Source organism: Kouleothrix sp. 19917 (assembly GCF_057073505.1).
The window spans coordinates 4,154,662-4,171,518 of record NZ_CP097099.1; the positions used below are offsets into that span (position 1 = coordinate 4,154,662).

At 63.6% G+C, this 16,857-nt stretch carries 15 protein-coding genes; 7 read left to right on the forward strand and 8 right to left on the reverse strand.

The window, feature by feature from the left end:
• Positions 1–24: 24 nt before the first annotated feature.
• The 8 genes from M1P90_RS16995 to M1P90_RS17030 form a co-directional block, all read right to left on the reverse strand.
• Positions 25–1,905: a hypothetical protein gene (locus M1P90_RS16995; RefSeq protein ID WP_483704329.1), complete on the reverse strand. Its 1,881-nt coding sequence runs from the start codon at positions 1,903–1,905 to the stop codon at positions 25–27.
• A 234-nt stretch (positions 1,906–2,139) separates the two neighbouring features.
• Positions 2,140–2,835, reverse strand: a complete 696-nt coding sequence (locus M1P90_RS17000) for an HAD family hydrolase (RefSeq protein ID WP_483704331.1) — start codon at positions 2,833–2,835, stop codon at positions 2,140–2,142.
• A 310-nt stretch (positions 2,836–3,145) separates the two neighbouring features.
• Positions 3,146–3,841 (reverse strand): hypothetical protein, encoded by a 696-nt coding sequence (locus M1P90_RS17005; protein ID WP_483704333.1) that lies wholly within the window; start codon positions 3,839–3,841, stop codon positions 3,146–3,148.
• Positions 3,842–3,993: 152 nt separating this feature from the next.
• A complete protein-coding gene (ruvA, locus tag M1P90_RS17010; protein ID WP_483704335.1) occupies positions 3,994–4,587 on the reverse strand; it encodes a Holliday junction branch migration protein RuvA in 594 nt (197 codons plus the stop codon).
• 372 nt (positions 4,588–4,959) lie between these two features.
• The gene (locus M1P90_RS17015; RefSeq protein WP_483704337.1) at positions 4,960–5,655 is read right to left on the reverse strand and encodes an ABC transporter ATP-binding protein; all 696 of its coding nucleotides are present in this window, start codon (positions 5,653–5,655) and stop codon (positions 4,960–4,962) included.
• A 147-nt stretch (positions 5,656–5,802) separates the two neighbouring features.
• Entirely contained in the window at positions 5,803–5,964 is a 162-nt protein-coding gene (locus M1P90_RS17020) for a hypothetical protein (RefSeq protein WP_483704339.1), read from the reverse strand.
• Between the two features lie 48 nt (positions 5,965–6,012).
• On the reverse strand, positions 6,013–7,314 hold the full coding sequence (locus tag M1P90_RS17025; RefSeq protein WP_483704341.1) for an ABC transporter permease: 1,302 nt from the start codon (positions 7,312–7,314) through the stop codon (positions 6,013–6,015).
• A 45-nt stretch (positions 7,315–7,359) separates the two neighbouring features.
• The gene (locus tag M1P90_RS17030; RefSeq protein WP_483704343.1) at positions 7,360–9,108 is read right to left on the reverse strand and encodes an efflux RND transporter periplasmic adaptor subunit; all 1,749 of its coding nucleotides are present in this window, start codon (positions 9,106–9,108) and stop codon (positions 7,360–7,362) included.
• A gap of 301 nt (positions 9,109–9,409) precedes the next feature.
• Here M1P90_RS17030 and M1P90_RS17035 point away from each other — a divergent pair, with 301 nt between their 5' ends.
• The 7 genes from M1P90_RS17035 to M1P90_RS17065 all read left to right on the forward strand — a co-directional run bounded on the left by M1P90_RS17035 (position 9,410) and on the right by M1P90_RS17065 (position 16,856).
• The gene (locus M1P90_RS17035; RefSeq protein WP_483704345.1) at positions 9,410–10,576 is read left to right on the forward strand and encodes a class II aldolase/adducin family protein; all 1,167 of its coding nucleotides are present in this window, start codon (positions 9,410–9,412) and stop codon (positions 10,574–10,576) included.
• Positions 10,577–10,649: 73 nt separating this feature from the next.
• Complete coding sequence (locus tag M1P90_RS17040; RefSeq protein ID WP_483704347.1) at positions 10,650–11,369, forward strand: SDR family NAD(P)-dependent oxidoreductase; 720 nt, start codon at positions 10,650–10,652, stop codon at positions 11,367–11,369.
• Positions 11,370–11,509: 140 nt separating this feature from the next.
• Positions 11,510–12,265, forward strand: coding sequence for a polyphosphate--glucose phosphotransferase (gene ppgK, locus M1P90_RS17045; RefSeq protein ID WP_483704349.1), 756 nt, complete (start codon positions 11,510–11,512; stop codon positions 12,263–12,265).
• A 33-nt stretch (positions 12,266–12,298) separates the two neighbouring features.
• Positions 12,299–13,285: a 2-dehydropantoate 2-reductase gene (locus M1P90_RS17050; protein WP_483704351.1), complete on the forward strand. Its 987-nt coding sequence runs from the start codon at positions 12,299–12,301 to the stop codon at positions 13,283–13,285.
• 304 nt (positions 13,286–13,589) lie between these two features.
• Positions 13,590–14,159, forward strand: coding sequence for a ribosome hibernation-promoting factor, HPF/YfiA family (gene hpf / locus M1P90_RS17055; RefSeq protein WP_483704353.1), 570 nt, complete (start codon positions 13,590–13,592; stop codon positions 14,157–14,159).
• Positions 14,160–14,630: 471 nt separating this feature from the next.
• Positions 14,631–16,004, forward strand: coding sequence for a hypothetical protein (locus M1P90_RS17060; RefSeq protein WP_483698218.1), 1,374 nt, complete (start codon positions 14,631–14,633; stop codon positions 16,002–16,004).
• 117 nt (positions 16,005–16,121) lie between these two features.
• Positions 16,122–16,856, forward strand: coding sequence for a DUF2232 domain-containing protein (locus tag M1P90_RS17065; protein WP_483704355.1), 735 nt, complete (start codon positions 16,122–16,124; stop codon positions 16,854–16,856).
• The last annotated feature ends 1 nt before the right edge of the window (position 16,857 follow it).

Consider the following 16,857-nt stretch of genomic DNA (forward strand, 5'->3'; position numbering starts at 1 on the left):
TCTGACTCTTGGCTTCTTTTCTCCCTACTGCGCCCACGAGGGCCAGCGGTCGTCGGCGCTGCCGCCCGTGAGCGGGGCCTGCCCGCTGCCGTCGGCATTCATGATGAAAATGTCGTAGTCGCCGTCGCGATTGCTGGCAAAAGCGATCTGGCTGCCATTGGCATTCCAGGTCGGCGCTTCATCCTCGGCAGCGTTGCTCGTTAGCCGCCGCACCGCCCCGCCATTCGTGTCCATGGTGTAAATTTCCGCATTGCCATCGCGATACGACGTGAAGGCTATCGCCCGCCCGCCCGGCGCAACGCGTGGGAAGCGATTATCTGCCGCAGGGTCGGTCAGCTCGCGCACGTTCACCAGAGCGGCGCGCAGGCTGGTGCTGCCGTCGTCGGCATAGCGCAGGTCGCCGCGCATCAGGGTGGCGTGGCTGCCGCTGCACTGCCGCTCCCAGAACAGCGTGCGACCGTCAGGGCTCCAGCCGGGGTGCGCGCTCACGCAGCGGTCGTCCGTCAGGCGCGTGGCGGCCGTGCCGCCAACCGGCGCAAGAAACAGCTCGGCCACGCTAAAACGGTCGGAGATGAACGCCAGCTTCGTGCCGTCGGGCGCAAGGCTTGGGCTGGTGTCGTTGCCCGGCTGGGCGGCAATATCCGGCGGCGCGTTGATCGACGGCTCGGGGTAGGCAAGCTCCATTGGCTGGCAGGTATTCAGCCCCTCCCCGTTCGAGCCCGAACTCAGTATCGGCAGCTGGTACATTTTGCGAACCTGCCCGCCAATCACCGGCGAGTCGTACAGCAGGCACTGGCGCGTCGGCTCGAAGCTGCGGCGGAACGAGTAGGCGGTGCTGTTCGTGCCGGGGATTGTCGCCGGGTGGATGGGGTTGCCGGTCAGCTGGATGTTGCCGCCCGGCTGGTAGGCGAACAGCTCGTAATACTGGCGGTTCGAGAAATTCGAGCTGAAGATCAGCGGCGGCTGCGGGTCGCTGGCGGCCCAGGGCTGGCCGAGGTTTGGGTAGCGCCACTGGAAGTAGTGCTGGCCGACATTGCCCATTTCCACCTGAAAGCCAGCCGGGTTGTCGGGCACGTAGGTCAGCACGCGCCGCTCGAACAGCTGCACCAGCACGTCTTTCTCAGCCCCGCCGATTTTGGCGCGCACCCAGTAGGCGTCGCTGATTGGCAGGCCCATGGCGAACAGCCAGTCGGCCAGCGGGCGCGTGCGCGCCACCCCGCCCTCCAGCACCGTCCCCGACTGATTCATGAAGTTCCAGAAGATCTGCGGAATGTTGTGCCCGGTGTTGCTGTTGTACTGCGCAATCGCCGTCTCGGGGTGCGCGCCGGCCAGGTCTTGCCGGAAGGCAATGTTTGCCGCGCTGTCGAGCGAGGCGCTGACGGGCTGGCCCAGGCGGCTGGCGTCGCGGTAGCCGTTGTTGTCGTAGGTGGCGATATTCGCGAAGGCGGCGTAGGTCGGGCCGTTCGGGTTGTCGGCAGCGGGGTTGCCAGCCACCGGCACGGCTGCGGGCGGGCGCGTTTCGAAATCGGCGGGGTCGTTGCCCTTCTTCAGGTGGCCCGACACCAGCTCGACCACCAGCAGGCCGTTGGTTGCGCCGCCCTGCACGCTGCGCTCGTTCGGGTTGTTGATCTCCATGCGCGCTTTGTCGAAATACTGCACGGTGCGCAGGCCGTTCACGCCCTCGCGGTAGAACTCGGCGTAGTCGAACCAGGGCTGCGGGCCCCAGTACCAGCTGCGCCCGCCGCGCACGCTCGCGTCGTCGGTGCGCGCCCACACGCTGCGAAACGCGGCATCGGCAAACTCGCCGCGCCGCCCGTCGAACGGCGCAGCATGGGCAGACTGCGCCGCCAGCGTGAGCGCGGCCAGGGCGGCGGCAGCGCGCGCCCCAAAGCCAGGTAGTCTCATAGCATCTCCTTTCAATCCCAATGCTACTGAGACGATTGTATGCCTGTGTTTGCTTCAGCAGAATGGCCGTATGCTGAACGTATGGTGAAGAAGCGCCTAACGTATTGCTGCGTACTATCAGCTTGCGCTCAGTTTAGGGTTCATAAAAGAATACGCTGGCCAGCCGCACCCTTCGATACAGCCTTACGGCTTACTCAGGATGCGGCGCTGAGGCAGTGATTTCTTTATGAACTCTTATAGTTCGGGAAAAAGCACCGCCATCACCGCGTCGGTGTCGGTCAGATCGGGCAGCACAGCGTCAGGCGCGTGCGTGCGCAGGTCGTCGACGCTGAACGGGCCGGTGGCGACGGCCAGCGTGCGCGCGCCGGCCACGCGCCCGCAATCGATGTCGTTGGGCGTGTCGCCAACCACTACGACATTGCCGCCCGTGAACGTGTGACCATAGCGCTGGGCGGCGCGCTGCACCGCAAACGGCACCAGCTCGGCGCGGCGGTGATGGTCGCTGCCATATGCGCCCACGCTCAGGTCGAGTTTGTCTGAGAGGCCCATCAGGTCAAGCTTGATCTTCGCGATTGGCTGCAAGTTGCCGGTGAGCACCGACTGCACCGCGCCGGTTGCGGCCACGCGCTCCAGCGCCTCGAGCACGCCCGGCAGCACCCGGCAGCGCGCCAGAAATTCGTCGCGGCGCGTGCTTAGCTCGTCGATATATGCCTCGGTGAAACGATCAACCGATGCATTTACCGCGTCGTCGCCCAGGTCGGCAAAGGTTTCGAGCAGGATCTGGCGGTCGGTTTTGCCGGCGTAGGAATGGCGCTGCTCGGTCGATTCGCGGCCATACACGCGGCCCATTGCGGCGCGCATGGCCTCGCCGGCCACGCCGCCGCTATACAGCAGCGTGCCGTCAATATCCCAGAGAATGAGTTTCTGCATGATCGTTTCTCCCTGTCATGGTGGCAAGGCCCGCATTATAGCGCAGGAGTCAGGGGCCAGGAGTCAGGAGTCAGCAGGTTTTTGCTCCCTAACGTTCCTCTCTCCCATCAATTCAGCATACACCGCGCAGGATAAAATGGTTGCACAGAAGCTTCGTCGTGAACTCAGCCGAACTGCCGCTGAGTATGGAACTCAAACTCAGTGTTCTCGGTGTACTCTGTGGCTAATCCTTCTGCACTTCGCTACAAAAAAAGTTCGGGGGCGGCAGTGCCACCCCCGAACGTTCGCGCATTTACGGCTCTGTCACGCCCTATTTTGGAACTTGCGGCGGCGCGGGCTTGTCAACATCAGGCAGGTCAACGACATCGCGCACTGGGTAGACCAACCGATCGACCACGTTGCCCAGGCGCTTGAACTGCGGGGCCAGCTCGGTGTCGGCCATCGCAATATCGACTGGCACATCCAGCCGAATGGGAATCGTGACATTATCGAGTGGAATATCCATCTTCAGCGCAATATTCAGCGGCGTGCCGGCCGGCAGCACCAGGCTGATATTCTGCGCGCGCAGGCGGTTGCCCGCCCCCAGGTCGATATCCGCACCGGCCAGGTTCAGCGGCACATCGCTCGTGAGCGTCACCTGCGTCTGCTGATCGACTGGCACGACCACGCCCTTGCCCTTCAGCGGCAATTGCTGGTCGAGCGGGATGGTGGTTTTGATATGCGCGGCCTGCAGCTGCTGCACCACATCACGCAGCTCGGCGACATTGCCGCGCGCAAAGCCCTGCGCGTTCAGCAGTGTATTGCCCAGCTCGGGCTGCCACTTCCACACAAAAAAGAGCCCGCCGACGATCACGCCGATCAGGATCAAATTGATCAGGAATGACGTCAGAATCATCGCCTTCCACAGGAGCGGCAGCTGCACAAACAGCGGCCTTGTGTCGCGCGGGCCGTCGGCGCTGCGCGAAAGCCAGCCAGTTGATACGCGGCGCGCTTCTGAGTTCGCCATGCCGGTCTCCTTTTTCTGCAATGCGCTTGTGTGGTACACCGAGATGCGTACGCGGGCAGTATATACCACGCCTGCTCGTAATGCAAGACACTCTTTATTGCGAAATGGCTTCAGAAAGACCGGCGCGGCTTTGGGTTGTCAGGCGAGTGCAGCTATGCGCCACCAAAATAGCGCAGCGCGAGCCGCAGGCGATCTTCCACGGCGGGCGGGGCGTCGGCGGGCAGGGCGGCGATGGCGGCATTCGCTTCGGCGGCGCTGAAGCCCAGGCTCACCAGCATTTCGGCCAGCTCGGCGTTGGCGGCCATGACCGCCGGGGTTGCGCCCACAATCGGCGCGCCGCCCTTGACTTCGAGCTTGCCGCGCAGCTCCAGCACCAGGCGCTCGGCGGTTTTCTTGCCAATGCCGGGCACGCGCGAAAGGCGGGCGGTGTCGCCGCCGGCAATCGCAGCACGCAGCTCGTCGGAAGAGGAGGAGGAAAGCAAGCTCAGCGCGACTTTTGGGCCAATGCCGCTGACGCCCAAAAGCGTCTCGAACAGGTGGCGCTGGTCGGTGGATGCGAAACCATAGAGGGCCAGCAGGTCTTCGCGGATGTGCAGGTATGTGTAGAAGCGCACCTCGCTGCCGATCTCGCCCAGGCTGCCCAGCACATTGCGCGGCGCAAAGATCTGAAAGCCCACGCCGCCCGTCTCAACGACGGCGTGATCCACGCTCACAAACAGCAGCGTGCCGCGAATTGATGCGATCATTGGGAAATCTCCGCTGGGCGGGCTGGAAGAATGCGGGGATTATAGCATAAAGGACAAGGGATTTACGATTGCCGATTTGCGATTGACGATTGCGGCAAATGACAAGTGGCAGGCATTCTATTCAACCACAAAGAACGCAAAGGGCGCAAAGGTTTTCGAGTTGCAGGTTGCCGGCTGCAAGATACAGCCAGCTGCCGACCGAATATTTCACCACGGAGGCACAGAGGGTTACGGGTCTGCAGGTTGAAAGTTGGAACGTTGCAGGTTCGCAGGTTGCAAGCCTAATCCCCAGCCCCAGACCCTCTTTTGAGCTGCAAGTTCAGCAAAACTCAACATTCAACATTCAGCACTCAAAACTACTTGCTCACCCTGTCACCCCGCGACGGGCGCGGCGTGCGGCGCGTCTTCGGCAATCACGCCGTCGCGCACGTGAATGACGCGGCGGGCGTGCGCGGCGATGTCGGGCTCGTGCGTCACCAGAATGATCGTCATGCCCTGCTCGCGGTTCAGGCGCTCGAAGATGCCCATAATTTCTTCGCCGGTCGTGGTGTCAAGCGCGCCGGTCGGCTCGTCGGCCATGATAATGCGCGGGTTGGTCACCAGCGCGCGGGCGATTGCGACGCGCTGCTGCTGGCCGCCAGAAAGCTCGTTGGGCTTGTGGTGCAGACGTTCGCCCATGCCCACCGCCTCCAGCGCGGCGCGCGCGCGTGCGGCGCGGTCGCGGCCATCGCCGTAGAGCAGCGGCATCTCAACATTGCGCAGGGCGTCGGTGCGCTGCAGCAGCATGTACTGCTGGAACACAAAGCCGACCTTGCGATTGCGAATCGCGGCGAGCTGGTCGTCGTTCAGGCTGCCAACATCCACATCGTCGAGCAGGTAGGTGCCGCTGGACGGCTGATCGAGGCAGCCCATGATATTCATCAGGGTGCTCTTGCCGCTGCCCGACGGCCCCATAATCGCCACCATCTCGCCTTCCTCAATCGTCAGCGACACGCCGCGCAGGGCGTGTACTTCGACATCGCCCATTTTGTAGACTTTCGCGACGTTTTGAATATCGATCAGCGGCATATTTTCTCCCATAGCACGACACCAGAGTAAAATAATCCACAGATTACGCAGATGCAGCAGATTGTGATTTAAGCGTTCTTCATCTGCGTAATCTGCGTAATCTGTGGATATCCTCGATTTTCGAGCTTCTCACATCATAGAAATGTGCTACCGCAGTGCGTTGAGCACCAGATACGCCACGACCGCTATCACGCCCAGCGTCAGCACCAGGCGGATAGTACCCTTGATGATGCGAAACACAAGCACAATCAGTAGAAGGCCGATAATTATTATAACCAGCGGCTGCTGGCTCAACCCAGCGAATGACATAGCGTCTCTCTCCTTGTTGTATGGCGCTGCCCAAGTATAGCATGGGCCTCACTCATAGCGCAGCGCCTCGATCGGGCGCAGACGCGCCGCCCGCCGCGCCGGGTAGATGCCAAAGAACAGGCCCACCGCCATCGAAAAGCCCAGCGCCAGCAGCATCGCTCCGGGCGTCACCACCGGCGTGATTAAGCCGGTGAGGCCCACCGCAAACGAGATACTGACGCCGATCAGCAGGCCAACGATGCCACCCATCAGGCTCACCACCAGCGCCTCGATTAGGAACTGCTGCAGAATATCGCGGCGGCGCGCGCCCACCGCCTTGCGCAGGCCAATTTCCTTGGTGCGCTCGGTGACGCTCACCAGCATAATATTCATCACGCCAATGCCGCCCACCAGCAGCGAGATGCCGGCAATCGAGCCAAGAAAGGCCGTCAGCACCGAGGTGATCTGGTTTAGCGACGACAGCACGTCGGCCTGATTGAAGACGGTGAAATCATCTTCCGTGCCGTCGGCTTTGAGCCGGTGGCGCTGACGCAGCACGCGCGCGATCTGGTCGGAAACTGCCGTCATCTGGTCGGCGGTATCGACTTGCAGGCTGATATTCGAGATGCGCGGGCTGGCGTTGTCGGCGCTGCGCGCGCCAAACAGCTTTTGCTGGGCCACGCCAATTGGCACAAACAGCTGGTCGTCGATCGAGCCGAAGCCGCCGCCGCCCTTGGATTCGAGCACGCCAATGATCTGGAAGGTTTGGCCCTTGATACGCAGTGTGCGCCCAACCGGGTTCGCCAGCCCAAACAGGTCTTCCGCGACATTGCTGCCGATCACCGTCACCGAGCGCTGGCCGCGCACCTGCGCGTCGCTAATAAAGTCGCCGCGCGTAAGCGTGAGGTTGCGCACCGTGAAGTAGCTGGGCGTAATGCCTACCACATTCGACTGGGTGTTGTTCGCGCCAGCCACAATCTGCGCCGAGCCCTGGAACGAGGGCGCAATTGCCACCACGCCGCGCAGCACACCGGGCTTCATCATTGCATCGGCGTCGGCCAGGGTCAGCGATTGGGCGGGCGCGCCCGGCCCGGGGCCGCGCTGCCGACCGGGAAAGACCGTCAGGATGTTGCTGCCAATGCTGGCGATCTGGCTGGTGATCGCGGCCTGCGCGCCATTACCAATTGCAAGCAGTGCCACGACTGAGGCCACGCCAATAATGATGCCAAGCATGGTCAGCACCGTGCGCAGCTTGTTGGCGCGCAGGCTGGTCAGCGCGATGCGCAGGCTTTCCCACAGGCTGCTGCCCGACACAAGCCGAAAGCCGCGCCGTGGGGCGGCCACTGCCGGAATATGTTCAGCTTTTTGCATGAAATTCTCCAACGTTTGCCGGGCGAACGATCACAGCGACAGCATCTAGCCGCCCGGCCCAAATCCGCCGGTACGCTGGCGCGGCCCGGGCAGAATGACCTCGTCGCCTTCATTCAAGCCCGAAATCACTTCGGTGTCGCTGTCGCCAATCAGGCCGATCTTCACCGGCACGAGCGCCGTGTCGTTGCCACGCTTGACCTGCACCTGCGGGCCGCTGTCGGTTTCGCGCACCGCGCCGCTCGGCACCAGAATGACGTTCGCACGCTTGTCGATGATGATCGACACGGCCGCGCTCAGGCCCACGCGCAGCAGCTGCTCGGTGGGCTTAAGCGTCACCCGCGTCAGGTAGGTCGTGACATTCTGCTCGGTGGTGCCGGTCGGCGCGATATAGTCGAGCGTGCCTTCCAGCCGCTGGCCGGGCAGCGCATCCAGCTCGACCTCGGCGGCCTGGCCGACTTTGAGCTTGCCCAGGTCGGCCTCGCTGATGCTCACATCCACATGAAAGGCCGAGTCATCCACCAGTGAAATTGCGGCGCTGGCACCACTGCCGGCCGTGTCGCCGGGCTTGATAGTCACCGTGGCGATTGTGCCGGCGAAGGGCGCGCTCAGCTCGGCGTGCTGGCGGCTCAGGCGCGCTTTGGCCAGGCTGGCAGCGGCTTGCGCCACGTTCGCTTCAGCCTGGGCGAGGTTCGCCTCAGTGGGCGGCGCTTTCAGCGCGTCGAGCGCGGCCTGGCGCTGCTCAAGCGTCGATTGCGCAATCGCGGCGTCGTTTTTGGTGCCGCCCAGCAGCTGCGTGAGCTGCGCGCGCGCCTGGGCCACTTTTGCCTCGGCGGCGGCGAGCTTTTGCGGCGTGGGGCTGGTCAGCGCGTCGAGCTGGCGCTGGGCATCGGCCACCTGCGCCTCGGCCAGCGGAATGTCGGCGACTTCTTTCTGGCGGGCATTGTCGAAAGCCACCTGCGCCTGGCGCACGGCTTCTTCCGCGCTATGAAGCGATGCCTCGGCCTGCACAAAGGTATCGTAATACTGGCGGCGCTGGGCGTCGTTCAGGGTGTTCGCCACGGCCTTGCCCTGCGCGTTGGTGCGCGTGGGTTGCACCGGGTCGTTGCCGGTGTCCTGCACATACTGCCAGTTTTGCAGCGCGCTGGAATAGCGCGATTGCGCTTGCGTCAGCGCATCGACGGCCTTGCTCAGGTCGCCCTCGGCGCGCGTTTTGGCGGCCGAGTCGTTGTCGCGCGTGCTTTGCAGGCTGGATTGCGCCTGCGTCAGCCGAAGCTGCGCCGCGCTCAGGTCGGCGGCGGTGGGGTTTTTCAGCGCGGCCAGATCGGCCTGGGCGGCTCGGAGCTGCGCCTGCGCGCTGGCAACGTCGGTACCACGCGCATTGCCTTTCAGCGCCTGATCGAGCTGCACCTGGGCGGCCGCAAGCTGTGCCTCAGCGCTGCGCAGGTCGGTATCTTTCGGGCCGTCGTTCAGGCTTTGCAGCGATGCCTGCGCGCTTTTCAGGTTAGCTTCGGCCTGCAGCACCTGCTGATCGAGGTCGCTGGTTTCCAGCACCGCCAGCCGCGCGCCCTGCTGCACGGTGTCGCCTTCTTTCACCAGCACCTGCGCAACCGTGCCGGCGGTGCCAAAGCTCAGGTCGATATCCTGCGCCGGTTTGATCTGGCCGCTGCCACTCACGCTCTGGGTCAAGTCGCCGCGCTGCACCGTCGCCGTAGTCGTGGTGGTGGTGGTCGTGCCACCGCACGCTGCGAGCGCCAGCGCAGCTACCAGCAGCGCCGCCCAAAATCGATGACGCATGGTGTCCTTCTTCTATATTCCTCGGCTGGCAGGCACCAGCCAAACGTGCATCACGGCTGAAGTTTCGCGGGTTGCATCTATTATACTCATGTAGCGAGGAAAAATGTTGCACAAACGTGTATGCGCAGCAGCTCTCGCATAACGCGCATGTCTCACTACAAAAGGGAATATCGCCATTCGCAGAGCCGCCGCCAAACTTGACAGAAGCGCGGCTTCCCGCTATGCTGTGGCCGCATCCAAATCCACAAAGGCGTGCTTCCGCCTTGCTGTTTTCCATCAATCATCGCTCGAGGTATGTGCCATGCACCAAGAAACCTGGTCACCATTAGCGGAACCCGCGCTTGGTTCCGACGAGCGCCTGAGCTTCACCACGGCCGGCGACGCAACCGCTCCTTTTGTTCACTGGTTTGCCACGCAGCTTCAGGCTGTGCTGGCCCAGCAGGGGCACCAGCTCCGCTCTGGCGAGGGCGAAGCCAGCGCGGCCGACAGCCCGGTGCGGCTGGTGCTTAATCTGTGCGACATCGACCGCCCGCGCCCGGTGCACCGGCGCGGGCAGGGCACCTTTGTCGCCACCATCGTCGAAGGGCCCAACAATGAGCGCCAGGTGATGAAGGCGGCCTACCCCGTACTGGTGCGCTCGCTGTCGAATATGGTGGTGTTCAACACGCGCATCGATGGCGTGCTCGAAAGCCATTTTATCACCATTGAGCAGGGCCACTATGTGGTGCGCGACACTGGCGACGAAGAAATGTTTTTTGAACAGATCTACGAGCGCATCCAGCCGCTGGCATGCAGCCACCTCGTGATCAACAACGATTATGTGCCCGATCTGCCCGAGTCGCTGTGGAACGGCGACGAGCAGACGCGCCAGATTAGCTGGGCCGGCACGCAGCTCGACGCAATGGGCCTGCTGCCCGCCGCCTTCCCGATCCACGAGTTCCTGAACGAGCGCGATCTGCGCCATGTCAAGCGGCTGTATGGCATCGGCGGCCTGAGCTACGGCAACCTGAGCGCGCGCGCCGCGCACGACGCGTCGAAATTCTGGATGTCGGCGTCGGGCGTGGATAAGAGCAAGCTCGAAACGATTGGGCGCGATATTCTGCTGGTGACGGGCTACGAGCCCGAGACGCTGACGATGCGCCTGAGCGTGCCGCCCGCGATCGAGCCGCGCCGCGTCTCGGTCGATGCGATCGAGCACTTTATGATCTATCGCGAGCACCCGAGCGTTGGCGCAATTGTGCACATCCACGCCTGGTGGCGCGACCCGATCCCTTCCACGCAGGTGAACTACCCGTGCGGCACCTACGAGCTGGCCAGCGAAGTGGCCGAGCTGGTGCGCCAGGCGCCCGATCCGTCGCGCGCGGTGATTGGCCTGAAAAATCATGGCCTGACGATCACCGGCCACTCGATCCGGGAAATTTTCGCGCGCATCGCGGGCATGATCGTCCCGCAGGTGCCGATGTCGTAGAAGCAGGAGACAGGAGTCAGAATTGTTGTTTCTGATGCCTGTCTTCTGATTCTTGAATACTATGGAGAATGCTATGGGCGCACTCGACGGCAAGGTCGCGATTGTGACGGGCGGAACCGGCGGGCTGGGTGCGGCTGTCGTTGCGGCGCTGATCGGGGCGGGCGCGGCAGTGTTCGTGCCGCATCGCAAAGCCGGCGACCTCGACGCGCTGCGCGGGTCGCTTGGCCTTGGCGCAGATGCGCCGCTCAGCGGGGATGTGCTCGACCTGGCCGACGAAGCGGCAGTGGCGCGGGCGTATGCTGGCGCGGCCGAGCAGCTTGGCGGCATCGACATTCTGGTGAACGTGGCGGGCGGCTTTGGCGGCGGCAAGCCCGTGCACGAAACCGCCTGGTCGCTGTGGCAGCAGCAGCTCGACACCAACCTCAAAACCGCGGTGCTTTCGTGCGCTGCCGCCGTGCCGCACATGCTGGCGCGTGGTGGCGGCGCGATCATCAACGTTGGCACGCGCACTGCCACGCAGCCGGGCAAGAACCTGGCCGCCTACGCTGCTTCCAAACGCGCCGTGGTGCAGCTCACCGAGGCGCTGGCCGCCGAGCTGCGCGACCAGAATATCACAGCCAACCTTGTGCTGCCCAGCACGATCGACACCCCGAGCAACCGCAAAAACGACCCAACCGCTGGCGACGGGCGCTGGGTCAAGCCCGAAGCAATTGCCGATGTGATCGTGTTTCTGGCCGGCCCGGCCGCGCGCATCATCAGCGGCGCGAGCATCCCGGTGTACGGGCGCGCCTAGCCACACGCAGCTCCACGCTTGAGCGGCGGCACCCGGGTTCGGGCTGCCGCCGCTCGGTTTCTTGGTACACATCTTGTACACAGCCCTGGAAGAACGCTCTTTCGCTGGGAAGAGCCATAGCGCAAAGACGCGGAGGTCGTATGATCATCTTCGGCATCGACATTGGCGGGTCGGGCATTAAAGGGGCGCCGGTTGACATCACGCAGGGCGAGCTGATCAGCCCCTACCATCGCATTCCCACGCCACAGCCCTCGTCGCCGGATGCGGTGGCGCAGGTGGTTGGCGAACTGGTGCGCCATTTCGACTGGCACGGGCCGGTTGGCTGCACCTTCCCGGCGATCATCAAGAATGGCGTGGCCTACAGCGCGGCCAATGTCGATCAAGCCTGGATCGGCACCAACGCCGACGAGCTGTTCGAGAAGGCGACCAATTGCCCGGCGGTGGTGCTGAACGACGCCGACGCGGCTGGCCTGGCCGAGGTGGAATATGGCGCGGGGCGCGGCGTGAAGGGCGTGGTGATGCTGCTGACCATTGGCACGGGCATTGGCAGCGCGCTATTTGTGGACGGCAAGCTGGTGCCCAACACCGAGCTCGGGCATATGGACATTCGCGGCAAGGAAGCCGAGCACCGCGCCTCGGATCGCACGCGCTCGAAGAAGAAACTCAACTGGAAACAGTGGGCCGGCCGCTTCGACGAAGTGTTGCAGCGCATGGACGCGCTCTTCTCGCCAAACCTGTTTATTATTGGCGGCGGCATCAGCAAGAAGCACGCGAAGTTCCTGCCCTTGCTCACCGTGCGCACGCCGGTTGTGCCCGCCCAGCTGCTGAACGAGGCTGGCATTATTGGCGCGGCGCTGGCGGCCCGCACGCTGGCCGACGAGCCGGTGGCAGTGTAAAGCCTTTTCCTTCGATCCGTCAGAGGGGCACGAATGAAGATCTGCATCGTCGGGGCGGGCGCGATTGGCGGCTACGTGGGCGCGCGGCTGGCCCTGGCCGGCGAGCACGTGACACTGATTGCGCGTGGCGCGCATCTCGCCGCCATTCAGGCGCACGGCCTGCGCCTCGACCATGCCGACGGCAGCAGTGAAATAGCCCACCCCGCGCTTGCCACCAGCGACATGGCCGCCGCCGGCCCGCACGACCTCGTGATCGCGGCGGTGAAGGCGCAAAGCCTGCCCGCGCTCGCGACCGCCATGCGCGCGCTTTACCACGACGGCACGGTTGTGCTGCCGATGCAGAATGGCATTCCGTGGTGGTATTTCCAGCGCCACGGCGGTCCCTACGACGGTCGGATGGTCGAGTCGGTCGATCCGGGCGGCGCGCTGCTGGCGAACATCGAAACCGAGCGCGTGATTGGCTGCGTGGTTTACCCCGCCGCCGAGCTGGCCGGGCCGGGCGTGGTGCGTCATATCGAGGGTAACCGCTTTTCGCTGGGCGAGCTCGATGGCGCAAAGACGGCGCGCTTGGAACAGATTGCGCAGATGTTCAACCGCGCCGGGCTGAAAGCGCCCATTCGCAATCGCATCCGCAACGAGATCTGGGTAAAGCTGTGGGGCAACTTGGCCTTCAACCCGATCAGCGCGCTCACTCGCGCCACGCTTGAGCAGATTGGCGCGCACCCGGCGGTGCGCGCGCTGGCGGCGGCGGCAATGGCCGAGGCGCAAACTGTAGCCGAGCGACTGGGCGTCGAGTTCGGCATCAGCATCGAGCAGCGCATTGCCGGGGCGGTGGACGTTGGCGCGCACCGAACCTCGATGCTGCAAGATATCGAGGCTGGCCGCCGCACCGAGATCGACGCGCTGGTGGGCGCAGTGGCCGAGCTGGGGCGGCTGGTGGGCGTGCCAACGCCGCATATCAACGCGCTCTACGCCTGCGTCACGCTGCTCGAGCAGCAGGCCGCCGCTACCACGGGTTAGCGTATCGCCACCAAGTTCGCCTTGCATGTCGCCCCGCAGCATAGTACAATGGCGGTGCATGAAACCATGAGCGGCTGGCGAGGGCAACCCGCAGCCGCCGCGAGAGAAAGGCGAACGTATGGCACACAGCGTTTGCATCAATCGTGGGTACTGCGTGCGGGTAATCGCTCCTTCTCGCTAGTCGCTTCAGGCCCTCGGTCGCATTTGCGCGGCTGGGGGCTTCGTGCATTCAGCAGGCAACGGCGCCGCTGCAACCTCACAGTATCGGCTGGCTCCCCGCCGGCCGGTTGGGAAGGAAAGCACCATGGAGTTGATCGTCAAGAGCCGCACTGGCAAAGTCTCGGATCGCCACCAGACCTACATCAAGGAGAAGCTGGGCAAGCTCGAACGCTACCTCGACACTATCAGCAAAGTGACGGTGGAGGTAGCTGAAGAGCAGCGCCGCACCGATAATAACACCCACCGCGCCCAGGTGACGCTGGTGGGCGATCACGGCATTCTGCTGCGCGCCGAGCAGCGCGCCTCCGACCTCACAACCGCCATCGACGTTGTTTCCGACAACCTCCAGCGCCAGATCCAGCGCTACAAGGACAAGCACTGGCGGCGCGGCAAGCTGCGCCGTCAGGGCGGCGAGATCATCGAGGCGCAGCCCGAAACCAATGGTGTGGCCGAAGACACCCGCAACCCGCGGATTGTGCGCACCAAGGAGTTTCAGGTCAAGCCCATGTTCAGCGACGAGGCGGTTGAGCAGATGGAGCTGCTGGGCCACGATTTCTTTGTGTTTCGCGATGCCAGCTCAAGCGAGATCAACGTGCTGTACCGCCGCGAGGACGGCAACTACGGCCTGATCGTGCCAAGCGAGTCGAATGGCTAAGTGCGCCTTCAGCGCAGGGGTTGGGGGTTAGGGGTTAGGGTTTGCGATGCGCACCGATGCCTTTCACTACCCTAAAACCTCAATAAACAGGCCGAAAGACGAAGGGCGAACACGTTCGTCCTTCGTCTTTCGTATTTCGCCAAAAAAACATTCTGCTTTTCGCAGTACAATACTGTGCCATTTTGCCTGCGGCAGCATTCATGTTGTGTGCATTTTCCGCGCTACGACATGGTTTCAGGCAGACCAAGCCAGCTTTACAGTCTTTCCCTGCCTGCTGACAGACAAACTCCCTAGTGGTATGGTTGAAGGGCCAACCACAACCAATCACTAGGGAGAACCCAATGGGTCGCACACATCCTAGCACGCCCGAGATGCGTGCACAATCCGCAGCGCTGCTGCTGGCACATCAAGGCGAGTATGGTATCGTGACACGCCTCAGCCGCATACATCACGTCTCGCGCCCGACCTTGTATGCTTGGCGCGAGCACGCCCGACGCGCCATCACGGCTGCCTTTTTCGCCGCCGTCTGCTCACGCGCCTGCCCGCTCCAGCGCTCGCCACATTCTGACGCTGTGGATCGCGCATGCCTCTCAGCGTGGCATTCAAGCCGCGACCCAGGAATTGCTCGGACAGGGCCTCAGTTTGCCCACCATCGTCGCAGTCCTGCACCAGGCTCAGCAGCGCGCTCTGACCTGGATGCACACGCACCTTCCTTCTTCCACTCGCGCCTTGGCGCTCGACGAAATCTTTCCCGCTCACGGTCGAGCCGCCTATCTGAACGTGGTCGATGTGCACAGCGGCGCAGTTTGGGCCTCTGAAGGACCGCTGGCGGTCGATACCGAGAGTTGGACCTTGCTGTTGTGGAGCTTGCAGGAGCGTGGCCTGCGATGGGAGCGGGTTGTGATGGACGATGGCGCACCCATGCACAGTGCCTGCCAGCACGTCACGCCCGATGTGCTGGTGCAACTCGACCACTGGCATCTGTTCCAAGCCTGCTCGCTGGTGCAGGCTCGCCTGCAGCGCCGCCTGAGCCAGATGCACGCGCGTACAGCGGCAGTTGAGCGCCAAGCTGCCTGCCTCGAGCTTGGGACACGTCAGCGCGGTCGGCCGACCAAGCGCACGCTTGAGAGCCACAGCCAGGAATTGGCGGCAGCGACCGATGGTGTCGCTGCGCTGGCCTATTTGACCGACGAGTTGCATCGATTGCTGGCGGTGGTGGTGGTCGGGCGCAAGCGGTTGCTGAGCTTGGCCGAGCGGCAAGACGAACTGGACGCGCTGCTGAGCTTGTTGGACGAATTGGCAGAAAGCAGCGCGGGAGAGCAGCAGGCCGAACTGGGGCGCCTGGCGCGCCGCATTCGGAGGCAAATGCCAAAGCTGCTGAGTTTTGGTGCCCAGGTGCAGCAGGTGCAGCAGGAGCTGAGTGGAGTGCTGGCAGCCGAGCGGCAAGCGCTGCTGGGATGGGCTTGGCTGAGGCGGAAGGAATTGGCGTGGACCGATGCGGAGGTGATAGCGGCGGTGCCAGTGGACTGGCGTGCGGCGGCGCGAGTGCTGCTGACAGCCTGGCAGGAGGCGGTGCAGGTTTCGAGCGCGGTGGAGCGGTGGCATAGCATCCTGCGCCCACATCTGGCGGTGCGGCGAAGGCTGACAAACGGTATGCTGGCGTTGCTGGCAGTTTGGCACAACCATCGTGTGTTTACTCGTGGGAAGCATAAAGGTCAGAGCCCGCTGCATCTGAGCGGGATGCGCGATGCGCCGACTGACTGGCTGGTGGCATTAGGCTATCCACCAGCCAGCACGGAGCATTCACCAGCGCATCTGATGCCTGAGTGGACGCTGGCCGCCTAATCACAAACTGTAAAGTACCTACAAACCATGTCTACGCGCGGAAAATGCACACAAAATAAAGTTTGAGCACTCTGTTCCGCACGCATTGCGGAACAGAGTGCTCAAAAAAGAAATTGTATGGCCCGCCCATTCACCCCAATCGAAATAGCCGAGGGCGCGCTGCTGGCCGACATGGCCGTGCTGGCGCAGCTTGTGGCGGTCTACCTGCCGATCTTCGATATTCTGGCGCGGCTGGGGATTGCGATTATTTTCGCGGTGCTGGTGCTGCGGCGCGGCTTGCGCGTGGGCATCCTGAGCGCAATAGTGGCGGGCTTTATCATTACCGCGCTCACCGGGCTGACCTACGCTGTGCCGCTGGTGCTGACATGCGGGGCCGGGCTGTTTCTTGGCACGACCATGCGCCTGCGCCTGCCGCACGTCCCGCTCATCCTGCTGGGCATGACCGGCGGCGGGCTGGTGTTTGTGCTGCTGATTGTGCTGTTCACGCTGGCAGCCGGCCTGCCGCTTAGCTCTTTCGCCACCCAGCTGCGCAACAGCTACAATGGCGCAATGGCGCTGGCGAGCTGGCTGGCCGGCCTGCTTGGGATGGCAGGCTGGTGGGGCAGCCGCGCGCGCCCCGCGCTCGACCCGCTGGCGCAGTGGATGCTGGCGCGCTGGTGGCTGCTGTTCCCGCTGGCCGTCTGGCTCGGGCTTGCGCCAATCGTGACGCTGATGTACAGCACGACGAATCTGGCGGTGCGCCTGCTGGGCTACGACGTGCGCGCGTTCCCCGGCCGGCGTGCCGAGCGCGCAATTGCCTGGGTGGCGCGCCTGCCGCTGCACCTGCGCCGCCCGGCGCGGCACCGTTCTTGAT

Excerpts from the sequence above, each read along its gene's own strand:
- M1P90_RS17005 (WP_483704333.1), bottom strand. The coding sequence starts at position 3,841 with ATGGCGAACTCAGAAGCGCGCCGCGTATCAACTGGCTGGCTTTCGCGC.
- M1P90_RS17040 (WP_483704347.1), top strand. The coding sequence starts at position 10,650 with ATGGGCGCACTCGACGGCAAGGTCGCGATTGTGACGGGCGGAACCGGC.
- M1P90_RS17035 (WP_483704345.1), top strand. The coding sequence starts at position 9,410 with ATGCACCAAGAAACCTGGTCACCATTAGCGGAACCCGCGCTTGGTTCC.
- M1P90_RS17015 (WP_483704337.1), bottom strand. The coding sequence starts at position 5,655 with ATGCCGCTGATCGATATTCAAAACGTCGCGAAAGTCTACAAAATGGGC.
- M1P90_RS17020 (WP_483704339.1), bottom strand. The coding sequence starts at position 5,964 with ATGTCATTCGCTGGGTTGAGCCAGCAGCCGCTGGTTATAATAATTATC.
- M1P90_RS16995 (WP_483704329.1), bottom strand. The coding sequence starts at position 1,905 with ATGAGACTACCTGGCTTTGGGGCGCGCGCTGCCGCCGCCCTGGCCGCG.
- M1P90_RS17065 (WP_483704355.1), top strand. The coding sequence starts at position 16,122 with ATGGCCCGCCCATTCACCCCAATCGAAATAGCCGAGGGCGCGCTGCTG.
- M1P90_RS17000 (WP_483704331.1), bottom strand. The coding sequence starts at position 2,835 with ATGCAGAAACTCATTCTCTGGGATATTGACGGCACGCTGCTGTATAGC.
- M1P90_RS17050 (WP_483704351.1), top strand. The coding sequence starts at position 12,299 with ATGAAGATCTGCATCGTCGGGGCGGGCGCGATTGGCGGCTACGTGGGC.
- ppgK (WP_483704349.1), top strand. The coding sequence starts at position 11,510 with ATGATCATCTTCGGCATCGACATTGGCGGGTCGGGCATTAAAGGGGCG.
- M1P90_RS17060 (WP_483698218.1), top strand. The coding sequence starts at position 14,631 with ATGCTTGGCGCGAGCACGCCCGACGCGCCATCACGGCTGCCTTTTTCG.
- M1P90_RS17025 (WP_483704341.1), bottom strand. The coding sequence starts at position 7,314 with ATGCAAAAAGCTGAACATATTCCGGCAGTGGCCGCCCCACGGCGCGGC.
- M1P90_RS17030 (WP_483704343.1), bottom strand. The coding sequence starts at position 9,108 with ATGCGTCATCGATTTTGGGCGGCGCTGCTGGTAGCTGCGCTGGCGCTC.
- hpf (WP_483704353.1), top strand. The coding sequence starts at position 13,590 with ATGGAGTTGATCGTCAAGAGCCGCACTGGCAAAGTCTCGGATCGCCAC.
- ruvA (WP_483704335.1), bottom strand. The coding sequence starts at position 4,587 with ATGATCGCATCAATTCGCGGCACGCTGCTGTTTGTGAGCGTGGATCAC.